Annotated in this window: 17 protein-coding genes and 2 pseudogenes; 10 read left to right on the plus strand and 9 right to left on the minus strand. The window is 59.0% G+C overall.

The genetic code is table 11. From position 1 onward, the window contains the following. The first annotated feature begins 18 nt into the window (after nucleotides 1–18). The 5 genes from ccmA to RD1_RS11755 are packed head-to-tail and all read left to right on the plus strand — an operon-like array spanning nucleotide 19 to nucleotide 2799. Nucleotides 19–639, plus strand: a complete 621-nt coding sequence (ccmA, locus tag RD1_RS11735; protein ID WP_011568721.1) for a heme ABC exporter ATP-binding protein CcmA — start codon at nucleotides 19–21, stop codon at nucleotides 637–639. Beyond that, nucleotides 636–1292 (plus strand): heme exporter protein CcmB, encoded by a 657-nt coding sequence (ccmB, locus tag RD1_RS11740; RefSeq protein WP_011568722.1) that lies wholly within the window; start codon nucleotides 636–638, stop codon nucleotides 1290–1292. The genes ccmA and ccmB overlap by 4 nt, the downstream gene beginning before the upstream one ends. A 52-nt stretch (nucleotides 1293–1344) precedes the next feature. Beyond that, on the plus strand, nucleotides 1345–2112 hold the full coding sequence (locus tag RD1_RS11745) for a heme ABC transporter permease (protein WP_011568723.1): 768 nt from the start codon (nucleotides 1345–1347) through the stop codon (nucleotides 2110–2112). After that, nucleotides 2109–2267 (plus strand): heme exporter protein CcmD, encoded by a 159-nt coding sequence (ccmD, locus tag RD1_RS11750; protein WP_011568724.1) that lies wholly within the window; start codon nucleotides 2109–2111, stop codon nucleotides 2265–2267. The genes RD1_RS11745 and ccmD overlap by 4 nt, the downstream gene beginning before the upstream one ends. Beyond that, complete coding sequence (locus tag RD1_RS11755) at nucleotides 2260–2799, plus strand: DsbE family thiol:disulfide interchange protein (RefSeq protein WP_011568725.1); 540 nt, start codon at nucleotides 2260–2262, stop codon at nucleotides 2797–2799. Before ccmD ends, RD1_RS11755 begins: the two co-directional genes overlap by 8 nt. 169 nt (nucleotides 2800–2968) lie before the next feature. Here RD1_RS11755 and RD1_RS11760 read toward each other — a convergent pair. The 4 genes and pseudogenes from RD1_RS11760 to acnA form a co-directional block, all read right to left on the minus strand. Beyond that, a pseudogene (locus RD1_RS11760) lies at nucleotides 2969–3671 on the minus strand (ABC transporter ATP-binding protein). Between the two features lie 6 nt (nucleotides 3672–3677). Next, a pseudogene (locus RD1_RS11765) lies at nucleotides 3678–4175 on the minus strand (carbohydrate ABC transporter permease); the annotation flags it as partial. A gap of 261 nt (nucleotides 4176–4436) precedes the next feature. Then, on the minus strand, nucleotides 4437–5114 hold the full coding sequence (locus tag RD1_RS11770) for a VPLPA-CTERM sorting domain-containing protein (RefSeq protein WP_081432924.1): 678 nt from the start codon (nucleotides 5112–5114) through the stop codon (nucleotides 4437–4439). A gap of 237 nt (nucleotides 5115–5351) precedes the next feature. Continuing rightward, nucleotides 5352–8039: an aconitate hydratase AcnA gene (gene acnA, locus RD1_RS11775; protein WP_011568729.1), complete on the minus strand. Its 2688-nt coding sequence runs from the start codon at nucleotides 8037–8039 to the stop codon at nucleotides 5352–5354. A 230-nt stretch (nucleotides 8040–8269) separates the two neighbouring features. Between acnA and RD1_RS11780 the strand changes: the two genes are divergently transcribed. After that, nucleotides 8270–8965 (plus strand): DUF1223 domain-containing protein, encoded by a 696-nt coding sequence (locus RD1_RS11780; protein ID WP_011568730.1) that lies wholly within the window; start codon nucleotides 8270–8272, stop codon nucleotides 8963–8965. A 5-nt stretch (nucleotides 8966–8970) separates the two neighbouring features. On the opposite strand, the gene RD1_RS11785 is transcribed toward RD1_RS11780, so the two are convergent. The 4 genes from RD1_RS11785 to purB form a co-directional block, all read right to left on the minus strand. Continuing rightward, complete coding sequence (locus RD1_RS11785; RefSeq protein WP_011568731.1) at nucleotides 8971–9873, minus strand: lysophospholipid acyltransferase family protein; 903 nt, start codon at nucleotides 9871–9873, stop codon at nucleotides 8971–8973. Nucleotides 9874–10086: 213 nt separating this feature from the next. Continuing rightward, the gene (locus tag RD1_RS11790) at nucleotides 10087–11154 is read right to left on the minus strand and encodes a flagellar motor switch protein FliG (protein WP_044033112.1); all 1068 of its coding nucleotides are present in this window, start codon (nucleotides 11152–11154) and stop codon (nucleotides 10087–10089) included. Between the two features lie 267 nt (nucleotides 11155–11421). Continuing rightward, nucleotides 11422–11586, minus strand: a complete 165-nt coding sequence (locus RD1_RS20980) for a chitin-binding domain-containing protein (RefSeq protein WP_105880252.1) — start codon at nucleotides 11584–11586, stop codon at nucleotides 11422–11424. Nucleotides 11587–11682: 96 nt separating this feature from the next. Further along, a complete protein-coding gene (gene purB, locus RD1_RS11795) occupies nucleotides 11683–12987 on the minus strand; it encodes an adenylosuccinate lyase (RefSeq protein ID WP_011568733.1) in 1305 nt (434 codons plus the stop codon). A 170-nt stretch (nucleotides 12988–13157) separates the two neighbouring features. Here purB and RD1_RS11800 point away from each other — a divergent pair, with 170 nt between their 5' ends. The 4 genes from RD1_RS11800 to RD1_RS20695 all read left to right on the plus strand — a co-directional run bounded on the left by RD1_RS11800 (nucleotide 13158) and on the right by RD1_RS20695 (nucleotide 15287). After that, on the plus strand, nucleotides 13158–13562 hold the full coding sequence (locus tag RD1_RS11800; RefSeq protein WP_011568734.1) for a DUF6314 family protein: 405 nt from the start codon (nucleotides 13158–13160) through the stop codon (nucleotides 13560–13562). A gap of 75 nt (nucleotides 13563–13637) precedes the next feature. Then, the gene (locus RD1_RS11805; RefSeq protein WP_011568735.1) at nucleotides 13638–14243 is read left to right on the plus strand and encodes a biotin transporter BioY; all 606 of its coding nucleotides are present in this window, start codon (nucleotides 13638–13640) and stop codon (nucleotides 14241–14243) included. 134 nt (nucleotides 14244–14377) lie between these two features. After that, nucleotides 14378–14947, plus strand: coding sequence for a hypothetical protein (locus RD1_RS11810; RefSeq protein ID WP_011568736.1), 570 nt, complete (start codon nucleotides 14378–14380; stop codon nucleotides 14945–14947). A gap of 10 nt (nucleotides 14948–14957) precedes the next feature. Next, on the plus strand, nucleotides 14958–15287 hold the full coding sequence (locus RD1_RS20695; protein WP_081432925.1) for a hypothetical protein: 330 nt from the start codon (nucleotides 14958–14960) through the stop codon (nucleotides 15285–15287). A 12-nt stretch (nucleotides 15288–15299) separates the two neighbouring features. Here RD1_RS20695 and RD1_RS11815 read toward each other — a convergent pair whose 3' ends face one another. Next, nucleotides 15300–16517, minus strand: a complete 1218-nt coding sequence (locus RD1_RS11815; RefSeq protein WP_011568737.1) for a bifunctional alpha/beta hydrolase/OsmC family protein — start codon at nucleotides 16515–16517, stop codon at nucleotides 15300–15302. Between the last annotated feature and the right edge of the window lie 244 nt (nucleotides 16518–16761).

Consider the following 16761-nt stretch of genomic DNA (forward strand, 5'->3'; position numbering starts at 1 on the left):
TAGGTTAACGATCTGGGCATGACTGTTTCTGTAGATGATCTTTGCGTGACCCGCGGCGGCGTCCCCATCCTTTCCGGTGTGAGCTTTGATCTGGCTGAAGGGGCCGCACTGATCCTGCAGGGGCCAAATGGCTCGGGGAAAACCACCTTGCTGCGCACGCTCGCGGGATTACAGCCGCCACTGGCCGGACAGATAAGCGGCACCGAGGATCGCATCGCCTATGCCGCCCATTCCGACGGGTTGAAATCCATGCTCTCTGTGGCCGAAAACCTGCGGTTCTGGGCGGCGGTTTTTGGGCGTTCGGACATTGCCCCGGCCTTGCAGGCCTTTGATTTACATGACCTCGCGGACCGGCTTGCGGGGACGCTCTCGGCGGGGCAGAAACGGCGGCTCGGCCTTGCGCGCCTGCTGGTTACGGGCCGCCCGGTCTGGATGCTGGATGAGCCGACCGTGTCACTGGACAAAAGGGCAGTAGAGATGTTCGCCGCCGCCGTAGAGGCGCATTTGGCCACCGGTGGATCGGCCTTGATCGCCACGCATATTGATCTGGGTCTGCGTGATGCGCAGGTGTTGGATGTGGGACCGTTGCGCGCCTCGCCAACCGCACTTGCGGGCGCAAGTGACGAGGCCTTCCTGTGAAGGCGCTGCTGGTGCGTGATCTGGCCCTTGCGCTGCGGGCAGGGGGCGGCTTCGGCCTCGGGCTGGCCTTTTTCCTTATTGTCACCGTGCTTGTCCCGCTTGGGGTGGGTCCGCAGGCCGAACTCCTGTCGCGGATCGCGCCGGGTATCTTGTGGCTTGGCGCGCTGCTGGCGTGCCTGTTGTCGCTGGACCGGCTGTTGGCGCTGGATTGGGAAGACGGCACGCTGGATCTTTTGGCCACATCTCCCCTGCCGCTGGAAGCCGCGCTCAGCATAAAAGCGCTGGCCCATTGGATCACCACGGGTTTGCCGCTGGTGCTGACCGCGCCGGTACTGGCAATTCTGTTAAACCTGCCGGGTCCCGGCTTTTTCTGGCTGGTGCTGTCGCTCGCGCTGGGGACGCCTGCGCTTTCGGTGATCGGCACTTTTGGCGCCGCGCTGACGGTCGGGGTCAAACGCGGCGGGCTTTTGATGTCGCTGCTGGTTTTGCCGCTGTATGTGCCGACGCTGATCTTTGGCGCGGAGGTCGCGCGGCGCGGCGCTGTGGGCATGGAGACGCAAACGCCCGCACTGATGCTGGCCGGGATCACGCTGGGGGTGATCGCGGTCATGCCCTTTGCATCCGCTGCTGCCCTGCGCGTAAATCTGCGATAAGCGTGGCGTTTTGCCCATTGAGGCTCGTGGGGCGAGTGACTAAATACGGAGCATGACACTGACCAACGAAAAACCCGCGCCCAAACGGCCCAGTTCGTTCTGGAGCTATGCCAATCCGGTCAAGTTCCTTGCACTGAGCGAACGTGTCCTGCCGACGCTTTGGGTGCTTGCGGCCACCAGTCTTGTTGTTGGTCTGGTCTGGGGCTTTTTCTTTACGCCGGATGATTTCCGGCAGGGCTCGACGGTCAAGATCATCTATCTGCATGTGCCCTCTGCAATGATGGCGATCAATATCTGGGTCATGATGCTTGTCACCTCTCTGATCTGGATCATCCGACGCCATCACGTCAGTGCGCTTGCAGCAAAGGCCGCGGCACCGATTGGCGTGGTGATGACTATTATTGCCCTTGTTACGGGCGCGCTCTGGGGCCAGCCCATGTGGGGCACGTGGTGGGCGTGGGATCCGCGCCTGACGTCGTTCCTCATCCTGTTTTTGTTTTACCTTGGCTACATCGCGCTTTGGGCTGCCATTGAGGACCCGGATACGGCGGCTGATCTGACGGCTGTGCTCTGCCTGGTCGGGTCCGTCTTTGCGGTCCTGTCGCGCTATGCAGTGAATTTCTGGAACCAAGGCCTGCATCAGGGCGCATCGCTGAGCCTCGACAAGGAAGAGAACGTGGCGGATGTATTCTACTTTCCGCTGCTGGTGGCCATCGCGGGGTTTGTGCTGCTGTTTCTGGCGCTGGTGCTCTACCGCACGGGTACGGAAATCAGGCTGCGCCGCGCCAAGGCCCTGTTGGCACGGGAGGCCCGCTCATGATGCCCGATCTTGGAAAGTACAGCGAGGCGGTTTTGTCCTCCTATGCGGCAACGCTATTGTTATTGGCCTTGTTGGTTTTCATCACGTTACATAAAGGGCGCAAAGCGCGCCGTGCCCTTGATGAAATCGAACGCAAAAGAGACAGAGATGCCTAAGATATCGCCGCTGATGATTGCACCGCCGCTGATCTTTGCGGGCTTTATCGCATTGGCTGGCGTTGGCATGTTTCGCAACGACCCGAACGAGCTGCGATCGACTCTGGTCGGCAAACCCGCGCCGCCCATCACCGAGGTGGGGCTGGAGGGGTTTGAACCGGTCACCGCAGAGGCGATGGCAACGGGAGAGGTCACGCTCGTCAATTTCTGGGCCTCATGGTGCCCGCCCTGTCACGCGGAGCATCCAAAGCTTTTGGAGATGGCCGCGGAGGGCATGCCGATCATCGGTGTGAACTTCAAGGACAAGGCAGGCCCCGCCGGCGGGTATCTGACCGATGACGGCAATCCGTTTCGGGCGGTGGCTTTTGACCCGCAAGGGCGCACGGCGATTGACTGGGGGGTGACGGCCCCGCCGGAGACATTCATTCTGGATGCAGAAGGCACGGTGCTGTTTCGCTTTGCAGGCCCGTTGGTCGGCAGCGATTATGAGCAGCGGTTCCTGCCCGAACTGGAAAAAGCATTGGGCCAGTAATCGGCCCACCTGCGCATATGACCCCGGCACTGTGCGCGGGCTGACCGGTATTTTTGAACTTGGATCGGGCCATGGGCGTCACGAATTTGCACGCTAAGACAGCGCGGCCCTTTAGGGACGCCGGTGTAAACGCAGGCAAACGGGTATTTGGGCGGTCGCGCCCCCTCGTTCAGTTCAGACGCTGTCCGGAGTCCGGCGCAAAATACGAGACCTTGGCCAGATCAAAGGCGGGTTGCTGCATCTGACCGGGCTTGGCAGAAGTTTCAGCATGGAGCCGTGCCGACACCTTTGCCCCCCAGATGCATGGTGACAAAGCTGTCGGCCCCGGCGGCTTCGACGATATCCACCATACACTCGGCCTGCTGTGCGTCATGGGGTGCGCGGCCGTTCGGTTCGGCAAACAGGAACAGCTTGGGATCACGTACCAGCGCACGGCCCATGGCGATGCGCTGACGCTGCCCGCCCGAAAGCTGGCCCGGTCGACGGGAAAGAAGCTGTTCAATCTGAAGCTGCTTTGCGACCTGTTTCGGTTTCTGCGCCTGCGTGGCAGGGTCAACGCCGCGGACTTTCATGCCAAGGGTGATGTTCTTGACAACCGTTATCGTCGGGTAAAGCGCGTAGGATTGAAACACCATCGCGATGTCGCGATCCTTTGGGTTGACCGCGCTATTGTCCCGCCCGCTGATGCTGAGGAAGCCGCCCGAGATCGGCTCCAAACCCGCAATGCAATGCAGCAGCGTTGACGTGCCAGATCCCGAGGGTCCGACCAGCACAAGGAAATCCCCCTGATCAATTGCGACGTTGATATCCCTCTGGATCTCCGTCTGGCCGTAGTTCTTTTTGAGCTTCCTCATGTCACGAATGGGAGCCATGAGTATCACTGATCCTGCGGTCAGATCGCGGATGACATACTTGCCAGCAACGACATAGACGATAAGGGTGGGCAGGGCTGCGATGATCGCGGTGGCCATATCCACATTGTATTCCTTTACGGCGGTGGTCGAGTTGACGATATTGTTGAGCACCACGGTGACGGGTTGGGTACCTGCCTAGCTGAATGACACGCCAAACAGGAAGTCGTTCCATATCTTCGTGAATTGCCAGATCATCGAGACAACAATGATCGGCAGGCTGATAGGCAGGAAGATCGACCAGAAGATACGAAAGAACCCGGCTCCATCGACTTTGGCTGCCTTGGTGAGTTCCGAGGGAACCGAGACACAGAAGTTACGATAGAAGAGCGTTTTGAAACCGAGGCCATAAATCACATGAACAAAAATCAGACCAGGGATTGTACCTGCAGTCCCCATGATCCCGAGGACCCGCGCCATGGGCAGCAAAACCACCTGAAAGGGAATGAAGTACCCAAAGAGCATGGCGGCACGCTTAGTTTTGAGCCGGGCGCGTAGGGACTGATGGCCAATATCACAACTCTGCGGCAGTAGCATGTTGTCGGCCAAGGGTAGCGCGGGCAGCATGGACGTAGACCGCATGGTGCGCGACCGGTCCGCTTCGGGTCGTGCATGTCTGTTTTGCCGACTGTAAGCCGTTGACACTATCGTGGCGTCGACGGGCCACGTAGTTGATAAAGCGAAACGCCCCGGGCCGGGGCGTTTCCTTCAGGTTTCAAGCGCAGCTCAGGCCTTCTTGCGTCGCTTGATCCATGCAAAGGCACCAATGCCGCCGAGCAGCAAAGGCAGACCTGCAGGAACCGGCACCGCGGAAACCTCAATCTCGCCAACCGCACCGGACCTTGTGAAGACCACTTCCAGCTTGTCGCCGGTCGCACCACCAAAGTCGAGCACAGTAAACTCGTTGTTCGCGGGGTTGTTGCCCGTGTCCGACTCATTGTCGGCTGTCAGCGAAAATGCCTTGACCAGAGTGGAGCCGGAGAACAGGCTTGCTGTTGTCCCAATCTCGGAGTCCAGAAGGAACAGCTCGTCGAGGATGACATCGGTCAGGAAACTGAACACGATCGTTCCGCCGCTTCCATTGTCATCCGGCGCGCCGTCGTTTTCCTGAACGATCAGCGCGTTCCCAAACCCGCGTTTATCTGTCGCGTCTTCGGCGTTTGTGAAGGGCGACAACAGGTCCTTGTCCTTCGTGGTGTTCACAGCGCCAAGCGTGTTGAAGACAACCGCCTTGTCTATACCCTTGAAGGCCGTGATGTCAGCAAAAACGCCGCCACCGAGATCGGTATTGTCCCCAAGAACCGCGCCTTCGGCAAAGTTGTTGAAATCTACTGTCGCAGCCTGGGTCATCCCTGCTGCCCCCGTCATAACCGCAGCAACTGCGATACTTTTTAGCACACTCATTCCATATCCCTTTTAAATGTAGAAGCGTCCGTACCGTGTAGCCGAGGTTAACGATTAGTAAACGCGAAAAATGCAAAGGAAGTTAAGATAACACGTTCTTTTTACTCGATTGTTCAAGATAATCGCCAAACCTTCCCGCAATATGGGAAGGCTGATTTCGCACTCTCTTTATCAGTGTGTTTTGGGACATCCGCCCCCCGGCGCGCCGTCGTTTGCGCGCCGGGGTGCAGTCTTTCTCTAGGCGGCTTTCGCGAGATTGCGCAACACGTAGTGCAGAACGCCGCCGTGCTCAATGTATTCGATTTCAATCGCGGTATCGATTCGACATTTGAGCGTGATCGTTTTGGACGTGCCATCCGCCATCGTGATGGTGCAGGGCACTTCCTGCAGCGGCTGTATCGTGTCCAGACCGGAGATTGAAACTTTCTCCTCTCCGGTCAGGCCGAGCGATTTGCGGGTGTCGCCACCGGTGAATTCAAACGGGATCACTCCCATGCCCACGAGGTTCGAGCGGTGAATACGCTCAAAGCTCTCTGCGATCACAGCCTTGACGCCGAGCAGGGCCGTGCCCTTGGCCGCCCAGTCGCGCGACGATCCGGCCCCGTATTGTTCACCACCAAAGATCACCAGCGGCTTGCCCGCGTCCTGATAGGCCATGGCAGCATCGTAAATCGACACCTGTTCACCATTGGGGCCTTTTGTGTATCCCCCCTCGACACCATCCAGCATCTCATTCTTGATGCGGATGTTGGCAAAAGTGCCGCGCATCATGACCTCGTGGTTGCCACGACGTGAGCCGTAGGAGTTAAATTCCCGCACGGGCACCTGACGCTCGATTAGGTATTGCCCCGCTGGTGTCGTATCCTTGAAGGATCCCGCCGGTGAAATGTGGTCGGTGGTGATCATATCGCCGAGAATGGCCAGCACGGATGCGTTTTCGATGTTGCTGATCGTGCCGGGTTCCTGCCCCATGCCCTGAAAATAGGGCGGGTTCTGAACATAGGTGGACGAAACGGGCCAGTCATAGACCTTGCTGTCCGTGGTGCTGACGCCCTGCCATTTTTCATCGCCCTTGAAGACGTCGGCATATTTGGTCAGGAACGCCTCACGGGTCACGGTCTTTTCGACCAGCTCCGCGACTTCCTGGCTGGTGGGCCAGATGTCCCTGAGGAACACATCATTGCCGTTCTGGTCCTGACCGATGGCGTCGGTGGCAAGGTTGATATCCAGCGTGCCCGCCAAAGCATAGGCCACGACCAGCGGCGGAGAGGCGAGGTAGTTGGCGCGTACATCCGGGCTGATGCGCCCTTCAAAGTTGCGGTTGCCCGACAGTACGGAGGTTGCCACCAGATCCCCCTCGGCAATCGCGTCCGAGATTTCCTTTTGCAGCGGGCCGGAGTTCCCGATGCAGGTGGTGCAGCCGTAGCCGACAAGGTTAAAGCCGATGCTGTCCAGATCGTCCTGCAGTCCTGCAGCTTCCAGATAGGCCGACACCACCTGACTGCCCGGCGCAAGCGATGTTTTCACCCAAGGCTTGCGGTTAAGCCCCAAGGCGGCCGCCTTGCGCGCCACAAGGCCCGCGCCGATCATGACGTAGGGGTTTGATGTATTGGTGCAGGAAGTGATCGAGGCGATGACAACCTTGCCCGACTCCAACGTGTAATCCTCGCCCGCGACCGCGACCTTCTTGCCCATGGGGCGTTTGAAGGTCTCCTCCATTTCCTTGCGGAAGGCGGTTTGCCCGTCAGTGAGCGCGACAAAATCCTGCGGGCGTTTCGGCCCCGAAATCGCAGGCACGATCGTGCCCATGTCCAGATGCAGCGTGTCCGTGTAGATCGGCGCATAATCGGGGCCACGCCAGAAACCGTTTTCCTTGGCATAGGCTTCGACCAGTTGCACACGCTCCTCGTCACGACCGGTATTGCGCAGATAGCGCAGCGTTTCCGCATCAATCGGGAAGAACCCGCAGGTCGCGCCATATTCCGGCGCCATGTTCGCGATCGTCGCGCGATCGGCCAGCGGCAGGCGATCCAACCCTTCGCCGTAGAATTCAACGAATTTTCCGACCACACCCTTGGCACGCAACAGTTCGACCACCTTGAGCACAAGGTCCGTGCCGGTGGTGCCTTCCATCATCGTGCCGGTCAGTTCGAAGCCGATGACTTCGGGGATCAGCATGGAAATCGGCTGGCCCAGCATCGCGGCCTCTGCCTCGATTCCGCCGACACCCCAGCCCAGAACAGCCGCGCCATTCACCATCGTGGTGTGGCTGTCAGTGCCGACAAGTGTGTCAGGATAGGCCACTTCGGCCCCGTTCTGGTCGGTATCCGTCCAGACCGTTTGCGCCAGATATTCCAGGTTCACCTGGTGGCAGATGCCGGTTCCGGGTGGCACGACGCGGAAATTGTTAAATGCGCTCTGTCCCCATTTCAGGAAGGTGTAGCGCTCCATGTTTCGCTCGTATTCACGGTCCACATTCATCTGGAACGCACGCGGGTTGCCGAATTCGTCGATCATCACGGAGTGGTCAATCACCAGATCAACCGGGTTCAGCGGATTGATCTTCTCCGCGTCACCGCCAAGGCTGATGATGGCGTCGCGCATCGCGGCGAGGTCCACAACCGCCGGAACGCCGGTGAAATCCTGCAACAGGACGCGGGCAGGGCGATAGGCGATCTCGCGCGGGTTCTTGCCCCCCTGTGCGCCCCATTGGGCAAAAGCCTTGATATCATCGACGGTCACGGTCTTGCCATCCTCAAACCGCAGCATGTTTTCCAGAACGACCTTGAGGGCTGCCGGCAGTTTTGAAAAATCTCCCAAACCGGCTGCGGTCGCCGCCGGAATGGAATAGTAATCAATGCTCTGTGTGCCTGCGGATAGTGTTTTGCGCGTTTTTGACGTGTCGTGACCAACGGTGATGGGCATGAAGGGCTCCCTTCGGCTGAAAAGTGGACCTGAGTGGCTTTCGGGTTGAATGCCGTAACGTTTTGCAAAATACAACCGCTTTGAAGGCCTCTGCGTCAAAATGTATACCATTGTGTACAGAAATCATCACGAAAGAGCCTGTTGACTTTCAACAAAGCTTGATTGGTGTTTCTGTCAGGGAAATTCTAGGGTGTCGGGACTGCTGGAGAACGGACGACACGGGGAATCACATGAAGAGATTATTGCGCGTAGTTGCGGCGTGCTGGTTCGTAGCGTCGCCCGTGCTGGCAGAGAATACGCCGGTGGTGGTGGAATTGTTTACGTCGCAAGGATGTTCGTCCTGTCCGCCGGCGGATGAGTTCATGCAGGTGCTGGCCCAGCGGGATGATGTGATCGCGCTGTCGGTTCATGTGGATTATTGGGACTACATCGGCTGGAAGGACGAATTTGCAGACCCAAAACATGCGGAACGCCAACGTGCCTATGCAACACTGGGGGGGCGCAGGTCGGTTTACACGCCGGAAATGATCGTGAACGGGGTCAGCGACATCCTTGGTGCGAAACCCATGGCCGTCGCAACGGCGATTGAGGCGCATAAGTCGCAAGCGCGCGCCGTTTCGGTCAGCTTGTCACGCACCGGAAGCACCGTGTCCATAGAAGCGACGGTGCTGCAGGATGACCTTGGGCCCATGACCGTTCAGATGGTGCGCTATCAACCACAGCGGGTTGCAAAGATCACGCGGGGCGAAAACGCCGGGAAAACGATTCCGTACGTGAATGTTGCGCAGGATTGGCAGGTTGTGACGACCTGGGACGGGTTTGCGCCGCTGAGTATTGATGCCGATGCGCCGGGGGTGCATCCGGTGGTTGTGCTTATTCAGTCGGGCACGCACGGGCCGATCCTTGCGGCGGCGCGGGCAGAGTAGGGCGCTTACCGTCTGACCTTGCCGACCTTGGCGCGCCACCGGCGATGCACCCAAAACCACTGGCTCGGGTCCTGTTCGATCCGTCGAGTGAGCGTATCGGTGATGTCCTGGGTCATTCGCTCGGGTGTTGACGGGGAAATCGGAGCCTCAAGAACTGTTTCAAAGCTCAATCCATCCGGCTGCCTGATACCGTAAAAGGGCAAAAGCAGCGCGTCATAGCGCAGACTTAACTCCGCTGCCGAGGTGGCGGTATGGGCAGGGCGGCCCAGAAAATTCATTTTCGGCGCCCATCTGACGTGCTGATCAAACAGCAGCACCAGCTGACCGCCCTGTTTCAGGTGGCGCACAAAGCCTTTTGTCCCTTTGCGCCCTTGCGCGAACACAGGTCCGCCAAAGGTCTGCATCGTCTTGACGTAGTGTGCGTTGAAATACGGGTTCGTCATATTGCGATAAAGACCACCAACCGCGTGGCCGCGCCCGGCGAGCGCGGCGCGCACGGCTTCATAATTGCCGTAGTGCCCTGTCACCAAAATCACGGGCCGGTTCTGTGCGACCGCCTCTTCCCACGCGGCGACACCGGCCCCCGTCAGCGGGTTGTTGGCCAGCCGGGCAGGGAAGTCATGCCGGGAGTAATTCTCGATCAGTGTGCGGCCCATGTTGTTCATGCACCCGGATGCAATCTGTTTGCGCTCTTTCAGGGGGCGGTCAGGCCAGATCAGTTCGAGGTTTGAAAGGGCGCGCTGGCGATACCCGGCAATCGGGCCAATGACATGTTGCATCAGCCGCCCGACCATTCTGACGCGGAACTTATATGGCAAGGCAAGAGCGATGCGGATCACAAGAGTAACAATGAGGTTCGTCGCGTATTGAATCACACGGTCGACGTTACTCGGCGGCGCTTTCGGCATAGTGGCAGTGCACCCTTTTGGTCAGCGGGTGGCTTTTGGAAAGCAACCGCAGTACCCGAGACAAATAACGCCGTCTCGCCATGACCTCAAGGCTTAGGTAACGCAACCGCAGGGGTTCGCTTGAAGCAAACGGACCTTGTGCAATGCCCCTGAACAGATACCTCATTCGGCTTATTCTGCTGTGCCAAGGGAGGGAGCCCCTACCTTTAGCCTTTACTCAGGTTCACCCTCTTCCACAATTAGCAACAGGTCGCCTGACGCTTCCAACTCGCGAATGGCCTGAACGATGAGCGCCGAGGCTTCTTCCATATCGGCGGATTTGACCGTTTCGCGTTCTTGTACTTCTTCCCTCAGTTGATCGGCCATCCGTCCGGACATGTTTTCGAGGATAAACTCTGCGGAGGCTTGCATCCCTGCAGCTTCTGCCCCGGCCAGCGCGGTCACAAGTGCTTCCTGATCCAGTGCGCGCACAACGCGCGGGATGTCACGTGCGGCAATTCTTTGCGGGATGTTTGCAAAGGTAAAGATGGCACGCCGCACCATTTCCGCAAAGCCCGCATCCGTTTCATCCAGACCTTCGAGAACATCATCACGGGTGACGGTCGTTGTTGAATTCAGGATCGCGCCGACCCGCTCAACAGGGCCATTGTCAAAGGCGCGCACGGGTTCCGCATCAAGCTGGGCGGCGAGTGACAGACCAATACGGTCCACCGCATCCGGGGTTACAGCACTTGTGAGGGAAACCGCATAGGTAATGCGCCGTGCCTCCGGGCCGGGCAGTTTGCCAAGCAGTTCCGCGGCACGTTTCACATCCAGTTTGGACAAAAGTACCGCCGCGACTTCGGTACTTTCATTTTGCAGCACCGGCAGCAGTTTCTCGGTGCCGAGTTCGCGCAAACGCTCCCAGGGGTTGCCATATCGGCGCACGCCGGCCTCCTTGCGCAAACGATCCGCCGTCTGCTTGGATATCTTGCCCTCCAGCGCATCGAGCGCCCCGGCGATGCCGCCGGTGAAGGACAGACCGATACTCTCCAGCTCTTGTGCGAATTCATCCACGACACTGGCCAGCGTCGTGCGGTCGACCGTGCGCATGGATCCCATTTGCTGCGTCAGCCGCGCCTGCAACTCCTCCGGCAGATCCTCCAGCGGGATATCAGCGCCTTCGTTGATCAACAGACGCACGACAATTGCAGCTTTTGCCTTGCGGCTCAGCGGTACGGGCGCGGATGCCGGGCTGCCGGGCAGTGCGGGAAAAGAACCAATGGGCACCATTTCAGTCATTATTACCTACCTGTGTATGATCTTGGTTTGTTCTCGCATGGAAAGGTAAATTTAGGCTGAAATGCACCCTAAAATAACTGACAAATTTTCACCGATGTTTTTATTTCGTTCTACTGCTGAATAGGGCTGTTGTTTTACCGCTGGTGCAGAACGCGCGGACTGGATCAACAGGTCCCGTTCCAACGCCTGCGAACGCCCGATGATCGTCGCACAAAAAAAGGCGCTCCCGAAAGAGCGCCTCTTATCTCGCTTCCGTGACTGTACGGCTTAACCGGTGGTGGGTACGCAGGCGCCGGTTTGCGCGTCATATACGCTGCCTTCAGCGCAGGACATGGACGCCTGTTTCTGCTTGCTTGAATTGCATTCATAGGCAAACGACATGGCTGGGATAATCGTGAGGGCCACCGCGGCGGCCAAAGTCTTGATCGTCATTGCGGTTCTCCTGTTTGAGTACATCGTTAAAAGTAGCAGCCGCGCGACACGGGTCAACAAAAATAACGCGGCTCGTGTCCACCGAGTTGCCGGTGCCTAATCCTTGAACACACGCGCGAAAATCGTATCCACATGTTTGGTGTGATATCCGAGGTCGAATTTCTCTTCGATTTCCTCTGCGCTCAGGGCGGCAAGCACATCCGCATCCCCCAGCAGTTCGGTTTTGAAATCCTTGCCTTCTTCCCACACTTTCATCGCGTTGCGCTGCACCATTTTATAGCTGTCTTCGCGGCTCACACCGGCCTGCGTCAGGGCCAGCAGAACACGCTGACTCATCACCAGACCCCGGAATTTGTTCATGTTGGCCAGCATGTTATCCGGATAGATCACCAACTTGTCCACCACCGATGTCAGGCGGGCCAGCGCAAAATCCAACGTGATCGTCGTGTCAGGGCCAATGTTGCGCTCGACCGAAGAATGCGAGATGTCGCGCTCGTGCCACAGGGCAACATTTTCCATCGCAGGCACCACGGCCATCCGTACCAGCCGTGCAAGACCGGTCAGGTTTTCGGTCAGCACCGGGTTGCGCTTGTGCGGCATGGCGGAAGAACCTTTCTGCCCCGCGGAAAAGAACTCCTCCGCTTCCAGCACTTCGGTGCGCTGCATGTGGCGGATTTCGGTGGCGATGTTCTCGATGGAGGACCCGATCACCCCGAGAGTTGCGAAAAACGCGGCATGTCGGTCGCGCGGGATCACCTGTGTGCTGATCGGCTCTGGCTCAAGACCAAGCTGCGCGCAGACATGTTCCTCAACACGCGGGTCGATGTTTGCAAAGGTGCCGACAGCGCCGGAAATGGCACCGGTCGCGATTTCAAAACGCGCCTTTTCCATCCGGTTCAGGTTGCGGTCCATCTCTGCATAAAACCGCGCAAAGGTCAGCCCCATGGTCGTGGGTTCCGCGTGAATGCCGTGGCTGCGCCCGATTCTGACGGTGTCCTTATGCTCAATCGCGCGGCGTTTGAGTGCGGCGAGCAGCGCCTTGATGTCGGCAATCAGAATGTCGGAGGCGCGCACAAGCTGCACGTTGAAGCATGTATCCAGCACATCCGAAGAGGTCATGCCCTGATGCACAAACCGCGCCTCTTCGCTGCCAACATGTTCAGCCAGATGGGTCAGAAAGGCGATGACGTCATGTTTCGTGACCGCTTCGATCTCGTCAATCCGGGCGACATCGAACTCCACGTCCTTGGCTTTCCAGACCGCGTCGGCGTTTTCGCGCGGGATGACACCAAGGTTGGCCATGGCTTCGCAGGCATGGGCTTCGATTTCATACCAGATGCGGAACTTCGTCTCCGGGCTCCAGATGGCGACCATGTCGGGGCGGGAGTAACGGGGGATCATGGAATGCGTCCTTATTTGCGATTGCGTCCGGGTTTGGGCGGCTCATAGACTGGCGCGCGGCGTATCACAAGGCAGGAGCGGCAAAATGCGGGGTCTTTGGTCAGCTTTGATCTGTGGCAGCACCGGGGTGCGGGGCAGGTCGGTGGATCGGGTCAGGGCGACAGATGCAGATGAGTAAGGCGCGTCAACTGGGCGATTTCGAGGGGTCATGGACCCTTTCGCGACGCATCATGCCGCGGCGTGGCGCGGGGGCGGTTTTTGAGGGCACGGCCATCTGGTCGCGCGCCCATGGTGGTCTTCGCTATGTTGAAAAGGGTCTGATGCAGATCGACGGGCAGGCGGGCATGCAGGCAGAGCGGCGGTATTTCTGGTCCGGCGAGCTATCGGTATTCTTCGAAGATGGTCGGTTTTTCCACAACGTTCCGCCCCATGGCGGAGAGACCGAACACTGGTGTGACCCGGACACCTACAAAGGCATCTATGATTTTACGCGCTGGCCGCAGTTTGAGGTAACGTGGCAAGTCACGGGGCCGAAAAAGGACTATCTGTCAAAAACCCTTTATACCCGCGCATAGCGTTTGTGCCCTTGCGCGGCGCGCGCACCTGCGGCATTCAGGGGCAACGACATTCTAAACAGGAGACATCAACCGATGCAAATGTCCGCTTCTCATTCTGTTCTGGCAGATCAATTCGGGCCTGCGGCCGGCACCGCACGGCGGATCAAACAGGCGGTACTGGTCGTGCTGGGCATTGCCGTTCTTGCCGTGGCGGCCAATATCAAGGTGCCGGTACCGGGCTCGCCTGTTCTGATGAACATGGGCACCTTCGCGGTCCTGACAATCGGTGCGGCCTATGGCGCGCGGCTCGGCCTTACGACCATCATGGGCTATATGATCATCGGTGCGCTTGGCTTTGACATCTTCCAAAGCTCAACAGCCGAGTTGAACGGTATCGAATACATGATGGGCAGCACGGGCGGCTATCTGGTTGGCTATGTCATGGCCACTGTTCTGCTGGGTGCGCTGGCGCAACGCGGTTGGGACCGCTCGATGGTCTGGATGGCGGTTGCGATGCTGATCGGGAACATCGTGCTTTACGTGCCGGGCCTGTTGTGGCTGGGGCAACTCTACGGTTGGGATCAGCCGATCCTCGCGTGGGGCCTGACACCGTTCCTGCTGGGCGATGCGCTCAAGCTGCTGCTGGCGGCCATTCTGCTGCCGCTGGTCTGGAAACTGGTCGGCGATGCGCGGCGCTGAACGCCTGATGCGCATGATATGACAAACAGGGGCCGGCGCATTGCGCTGGCCCTTTTTGCATTAAGGTCAATACCGTACCGGTCTGCGTTAAACCGTTACAGCAGCGGAACCGGTCAGGTCAGAAAGGGAGATGGATGCGAAAAACGATCATCGAATTTGTCAGGCGATATGCGATTATCGCTGCCGCCTCCATATATCCTTTCGCGGGGCTGGCCGGGACGCCTGTCATCTATACAGATGGGTCAAAACCGCTTTTCGAGATGGAGGTTCCGGATTTCTGGTCGCTGCGCACGGGGGGGCTGCGCGACCTTGCCAGCCCGGAGCAGTCGGATGATTTCAGGGATATCTCGCGCCTGTTCGGCATGACGCCGGACGCGCATGAAGGTATCTGGGTCGGCGTCATATCGCCCTTTGGGGTCACGACATTGCCTGAGGCGCGCGCATACCTGCGCGATATTGGCCCGTTTCTGGTGCAGGATGCAGCGGTGGAGCCGCCCAAGGCGCGGCGCATCAATGGTCTGAACGCCAGCAGCCTATCGGGCACAGGACGCCGCGAGGGCCGCGATGTCTCCTTCACCGTTCTTGCGATTGACTTGCCGGGGGCACGGGTTGCGATTGCTGCCGTCGTCATCGAGGCGGGAGCCGACCTTGCGCCCATTGGTGATGTGAACGCGATGCTGGCGTCCATTCAGGCCGTTCGGTAAGGGGGCTGGTATGATACTGAAAACAAAATCACTGTTCATGTCGTTGGGCGTGTTGGGGGCACTGGCGCTCACCGGCTGCACTCCTGCGGGATACAGTACAAGTGGGTCGCTCTATTATGATTCCATGATGTGGAATGACTATTACTACGGCAGTTATCGACCCGGATACCGCCCGCCTGACCGACCCGAAAGGCCTGAACGGCCCGATCGACCGAACAGACCGGAGCGACCTGTGCGCCCGCCCGGTGGTATTGACCCCGGGTTTTCCCGCCCGCCCATCACCAACAAGCCGATCCATCGCCCGTCCCATCGTGGGGCAGGGGTGCGCGGCAGACGATAGCCCCCGGCTCGCCTAGGGGTTGACCAATTCGGTGATCACGGTGGAGCTGCGCTCAAGGGTGCGGTGCACCGGGCATTTGTCGGCAATCGCCAAAAGCCGCTGGCGTTGTTCTGTATCGAGGCTGCCCGTCAGCGTGATCCGGCGTCGCCATGTGTCGATCTTGTCCCCGACACCGGTTTCCGCATCCTGCGCATGGACCTTGTCGTGGTTGACATCCACGCAAACCTGATCCAGCGGCCAGCCCTTGCGCCGCGCGTACATCCGGATTGTCATGGAGGTACAGGCACCAAGACCGGCGGACAACAACCCATAGGGCGACAGGCCCTTGTTAGTGCCGCCGTAGGCCAGTGGCTCATCCGCCACAAGGTGATGCCCTTCACCGGAAGTGATATCGGTCAGGAACCCCTTCGGGTCCGCCTCCGCCACGCGCAGCACGCCTTCGGGCGCACCGGGAGGCGGGGCCGGGCGTGCGATATCCAGATAGCGCGCAGACCATGTTGCGATCAGGCTGGCCACATACTCCGCATCCGCCGCGGCGCTGACCAGATGATCCGCCCCGTCAAGCGTGATGAAGCTCTTGGGGTGTTTCGCGGCGCTGAAAATCTGACCTGCGTTCTCAATCCCGACAATATCGTCCAGCGGCGCATGCAACACCAGCAAAGCTGCATTCAGATTGGCCACACTCTCTTCCAGTTCGGTCTGCGCGACATCGTCCACAAATGCCTTGCTGATCTGGAAAGGCCGCCCGCCAAGGCTGACTTCGGCCACGCCCCTCGATTTGATCTCGGGCAAGGCCTGCGCAAAGTTGTGTGTGACGTGACCGGGATCAAAGGGCGCCCCGATGGTCACGACCGCCTTGATGCTGTCAAGCGCGGCTGCGGCTTTCAGTACCGCAGCGCCCCCGAGCGAATGGCCGATGATCAGCGACGGTGTCTTGTTGTTCTCTGACAGATAACGATGCGCTGCGATCAGATCGTCCACATTTGATGTGAACGACGTATTCGCAAACTCCCCATCCGAATGTCCCAGCCCGGTAAAATCAAACCGCAGCACCGCAATCCCCAATGCCGCAAGGCGCGCAGCAATCCGGCGCGCGGCCGGGATGTCCTTGCCGCAGGTGAAGCAATGCGCGAAAATAGCGGTCGCCACCAAAGGCCCCTGGGGCAAATCAAGCCGCGCGGCAAGCTGTCCGCCATCATGCCCGGCAAAGGCAATTCGTTCTGTTGGCATCACGCTACTCCTTCTTTCGCCTCAAGAGTGGGATGCACAGCGCATGGAGGCAACCCATGTGTCAGTAAAATCACGCGGTCGTGCTTTTTATGGATGTGCTTCGCTCAACACGCAGGGCCCAAGCCGCCCTGTAACCTTCGTTCACGACCATGTTTGCGGCACGGGATTGCGTTATGACTGAATCTTGGGAACTGTACCGGTTATGGTGCCGGCGGACTTCATGCCGGGATCGTTTCTGCGCGGG

This window comes from Roseobacter denitrificans OCh 114 (assembly GCF_000014045.1).
In the GTDB taxonomy this organism is placed as follows: Bacteria; Pseudomonadota; Alphaproteobacteria; order Rhodobacterales; family Rhodobacteraceae; genus Roseobacter; species Roseobacter denitrificans.

Coding starts and splice junctions, on each gene's coding strand:
- RD1_RS11800 (WP_011568734.1), top strand. CDS start 13,158: ATGAGTAAGGCGCGTCAACTGGGCGATTTCGAGGGGTCATGGACCCTT.
- ccmA (WP_011568721.1), top strand. CDS start 19: ATGACTGTTTCTGTAGATGATCTTTGCGTGACCCGCGGCGGCGTCCCC.
- RD1_RS20695 (WP_081432925.1), top strand. CDS start 14,958: ATGATACTGAAAACAAAATCACTGTTCATGTCGTTGGGCGTGTTGGGG.
- RD1_RS11755 (WP_011568725.1), top strand. CDS start 2,260: ATGCCTAAGATATCGCCGCTGATGATTGCACCGCCGCTGATCTTTGCG.
- RD1_RS11780 (WP_011568730.1), top strand. CDS start 8,270: ATGAAGAGATTATTGCGCGTAGTTGCGGCGTGCTGGTTCGTAGCGTCG.
- RD1_RS11815 (WP_011568737.1), bottom strand. CDS start 16,517: ATGCCAACAGAACGAATTGCCTTTGCCGGGCATGATGGCGGACAGCTT.
- acnA (WP_011568729.1), bottom strand. CDS start 8,039: ATGCCCATCACCGTTGGTCACGACACGTCAAAAACGCGCAAAACACTA.
- purB (WP_011568733.1), bottom strand. CDS start 12,987: ATGATCCCCCGTTACTCCCGCCCCGACATGGTCGCCATCTGGAGCCCG.
- ccmD (WP_011568724.1), top strand. CDS start 2,109: ATGATGCCCGATCTTGGAAAGTACAGCGAGGCGGTTTTGTCCTCCTAT.
- RD1_RS11785 (WP_011568731.1), bottom strand. CDS start 9,873: ATGCCGAAAGCGCCGCCGAGTAACGTCGACCGTGTGATTCAATACGCG.
- RD1_RS11790 (WP_044033112.1), bottom strand. CDS start 11,154: ATGACTGAAATGGTGCCCATTGGTTCTTTTCCCGCACTGCCCGGCAGC.
- RD1_RS11805 (WP_011568735.1), top strand. CDS start 13,638: ATGCAAATGTCCGCTTCTCATTCTGTTCTGGCAGATCAATTCGGGCCT.
- RD1_RS20980 (WP_105880252.1), bottom strand. CDS start 11,586: ATGACGATCAAGACTTTGGCCGCCGCGGTGGCCCTCACGATTATCCCA.
- RD1_RS11810 (WP_011568736.1), top strand. CDS start 14,378: ATGCGAAAAACGATCATCGAATTTGTCAGGCGATATGCGATTATCGCT.
- RD1_RS11770 (WP_081432924.1), bottom strand. CDS start 5,114: ATGAGTGTGCTAAAAAGTATCGCAGTTGCTGCGGTTATGACGGGGGCA.
- RD1_RS11745 (WP_011568723.1), top strand. CDS start 1,345: ATGACACTGACCAACGAAAAACCCGCGCCCAAACGGCCCAGTTCGTTC.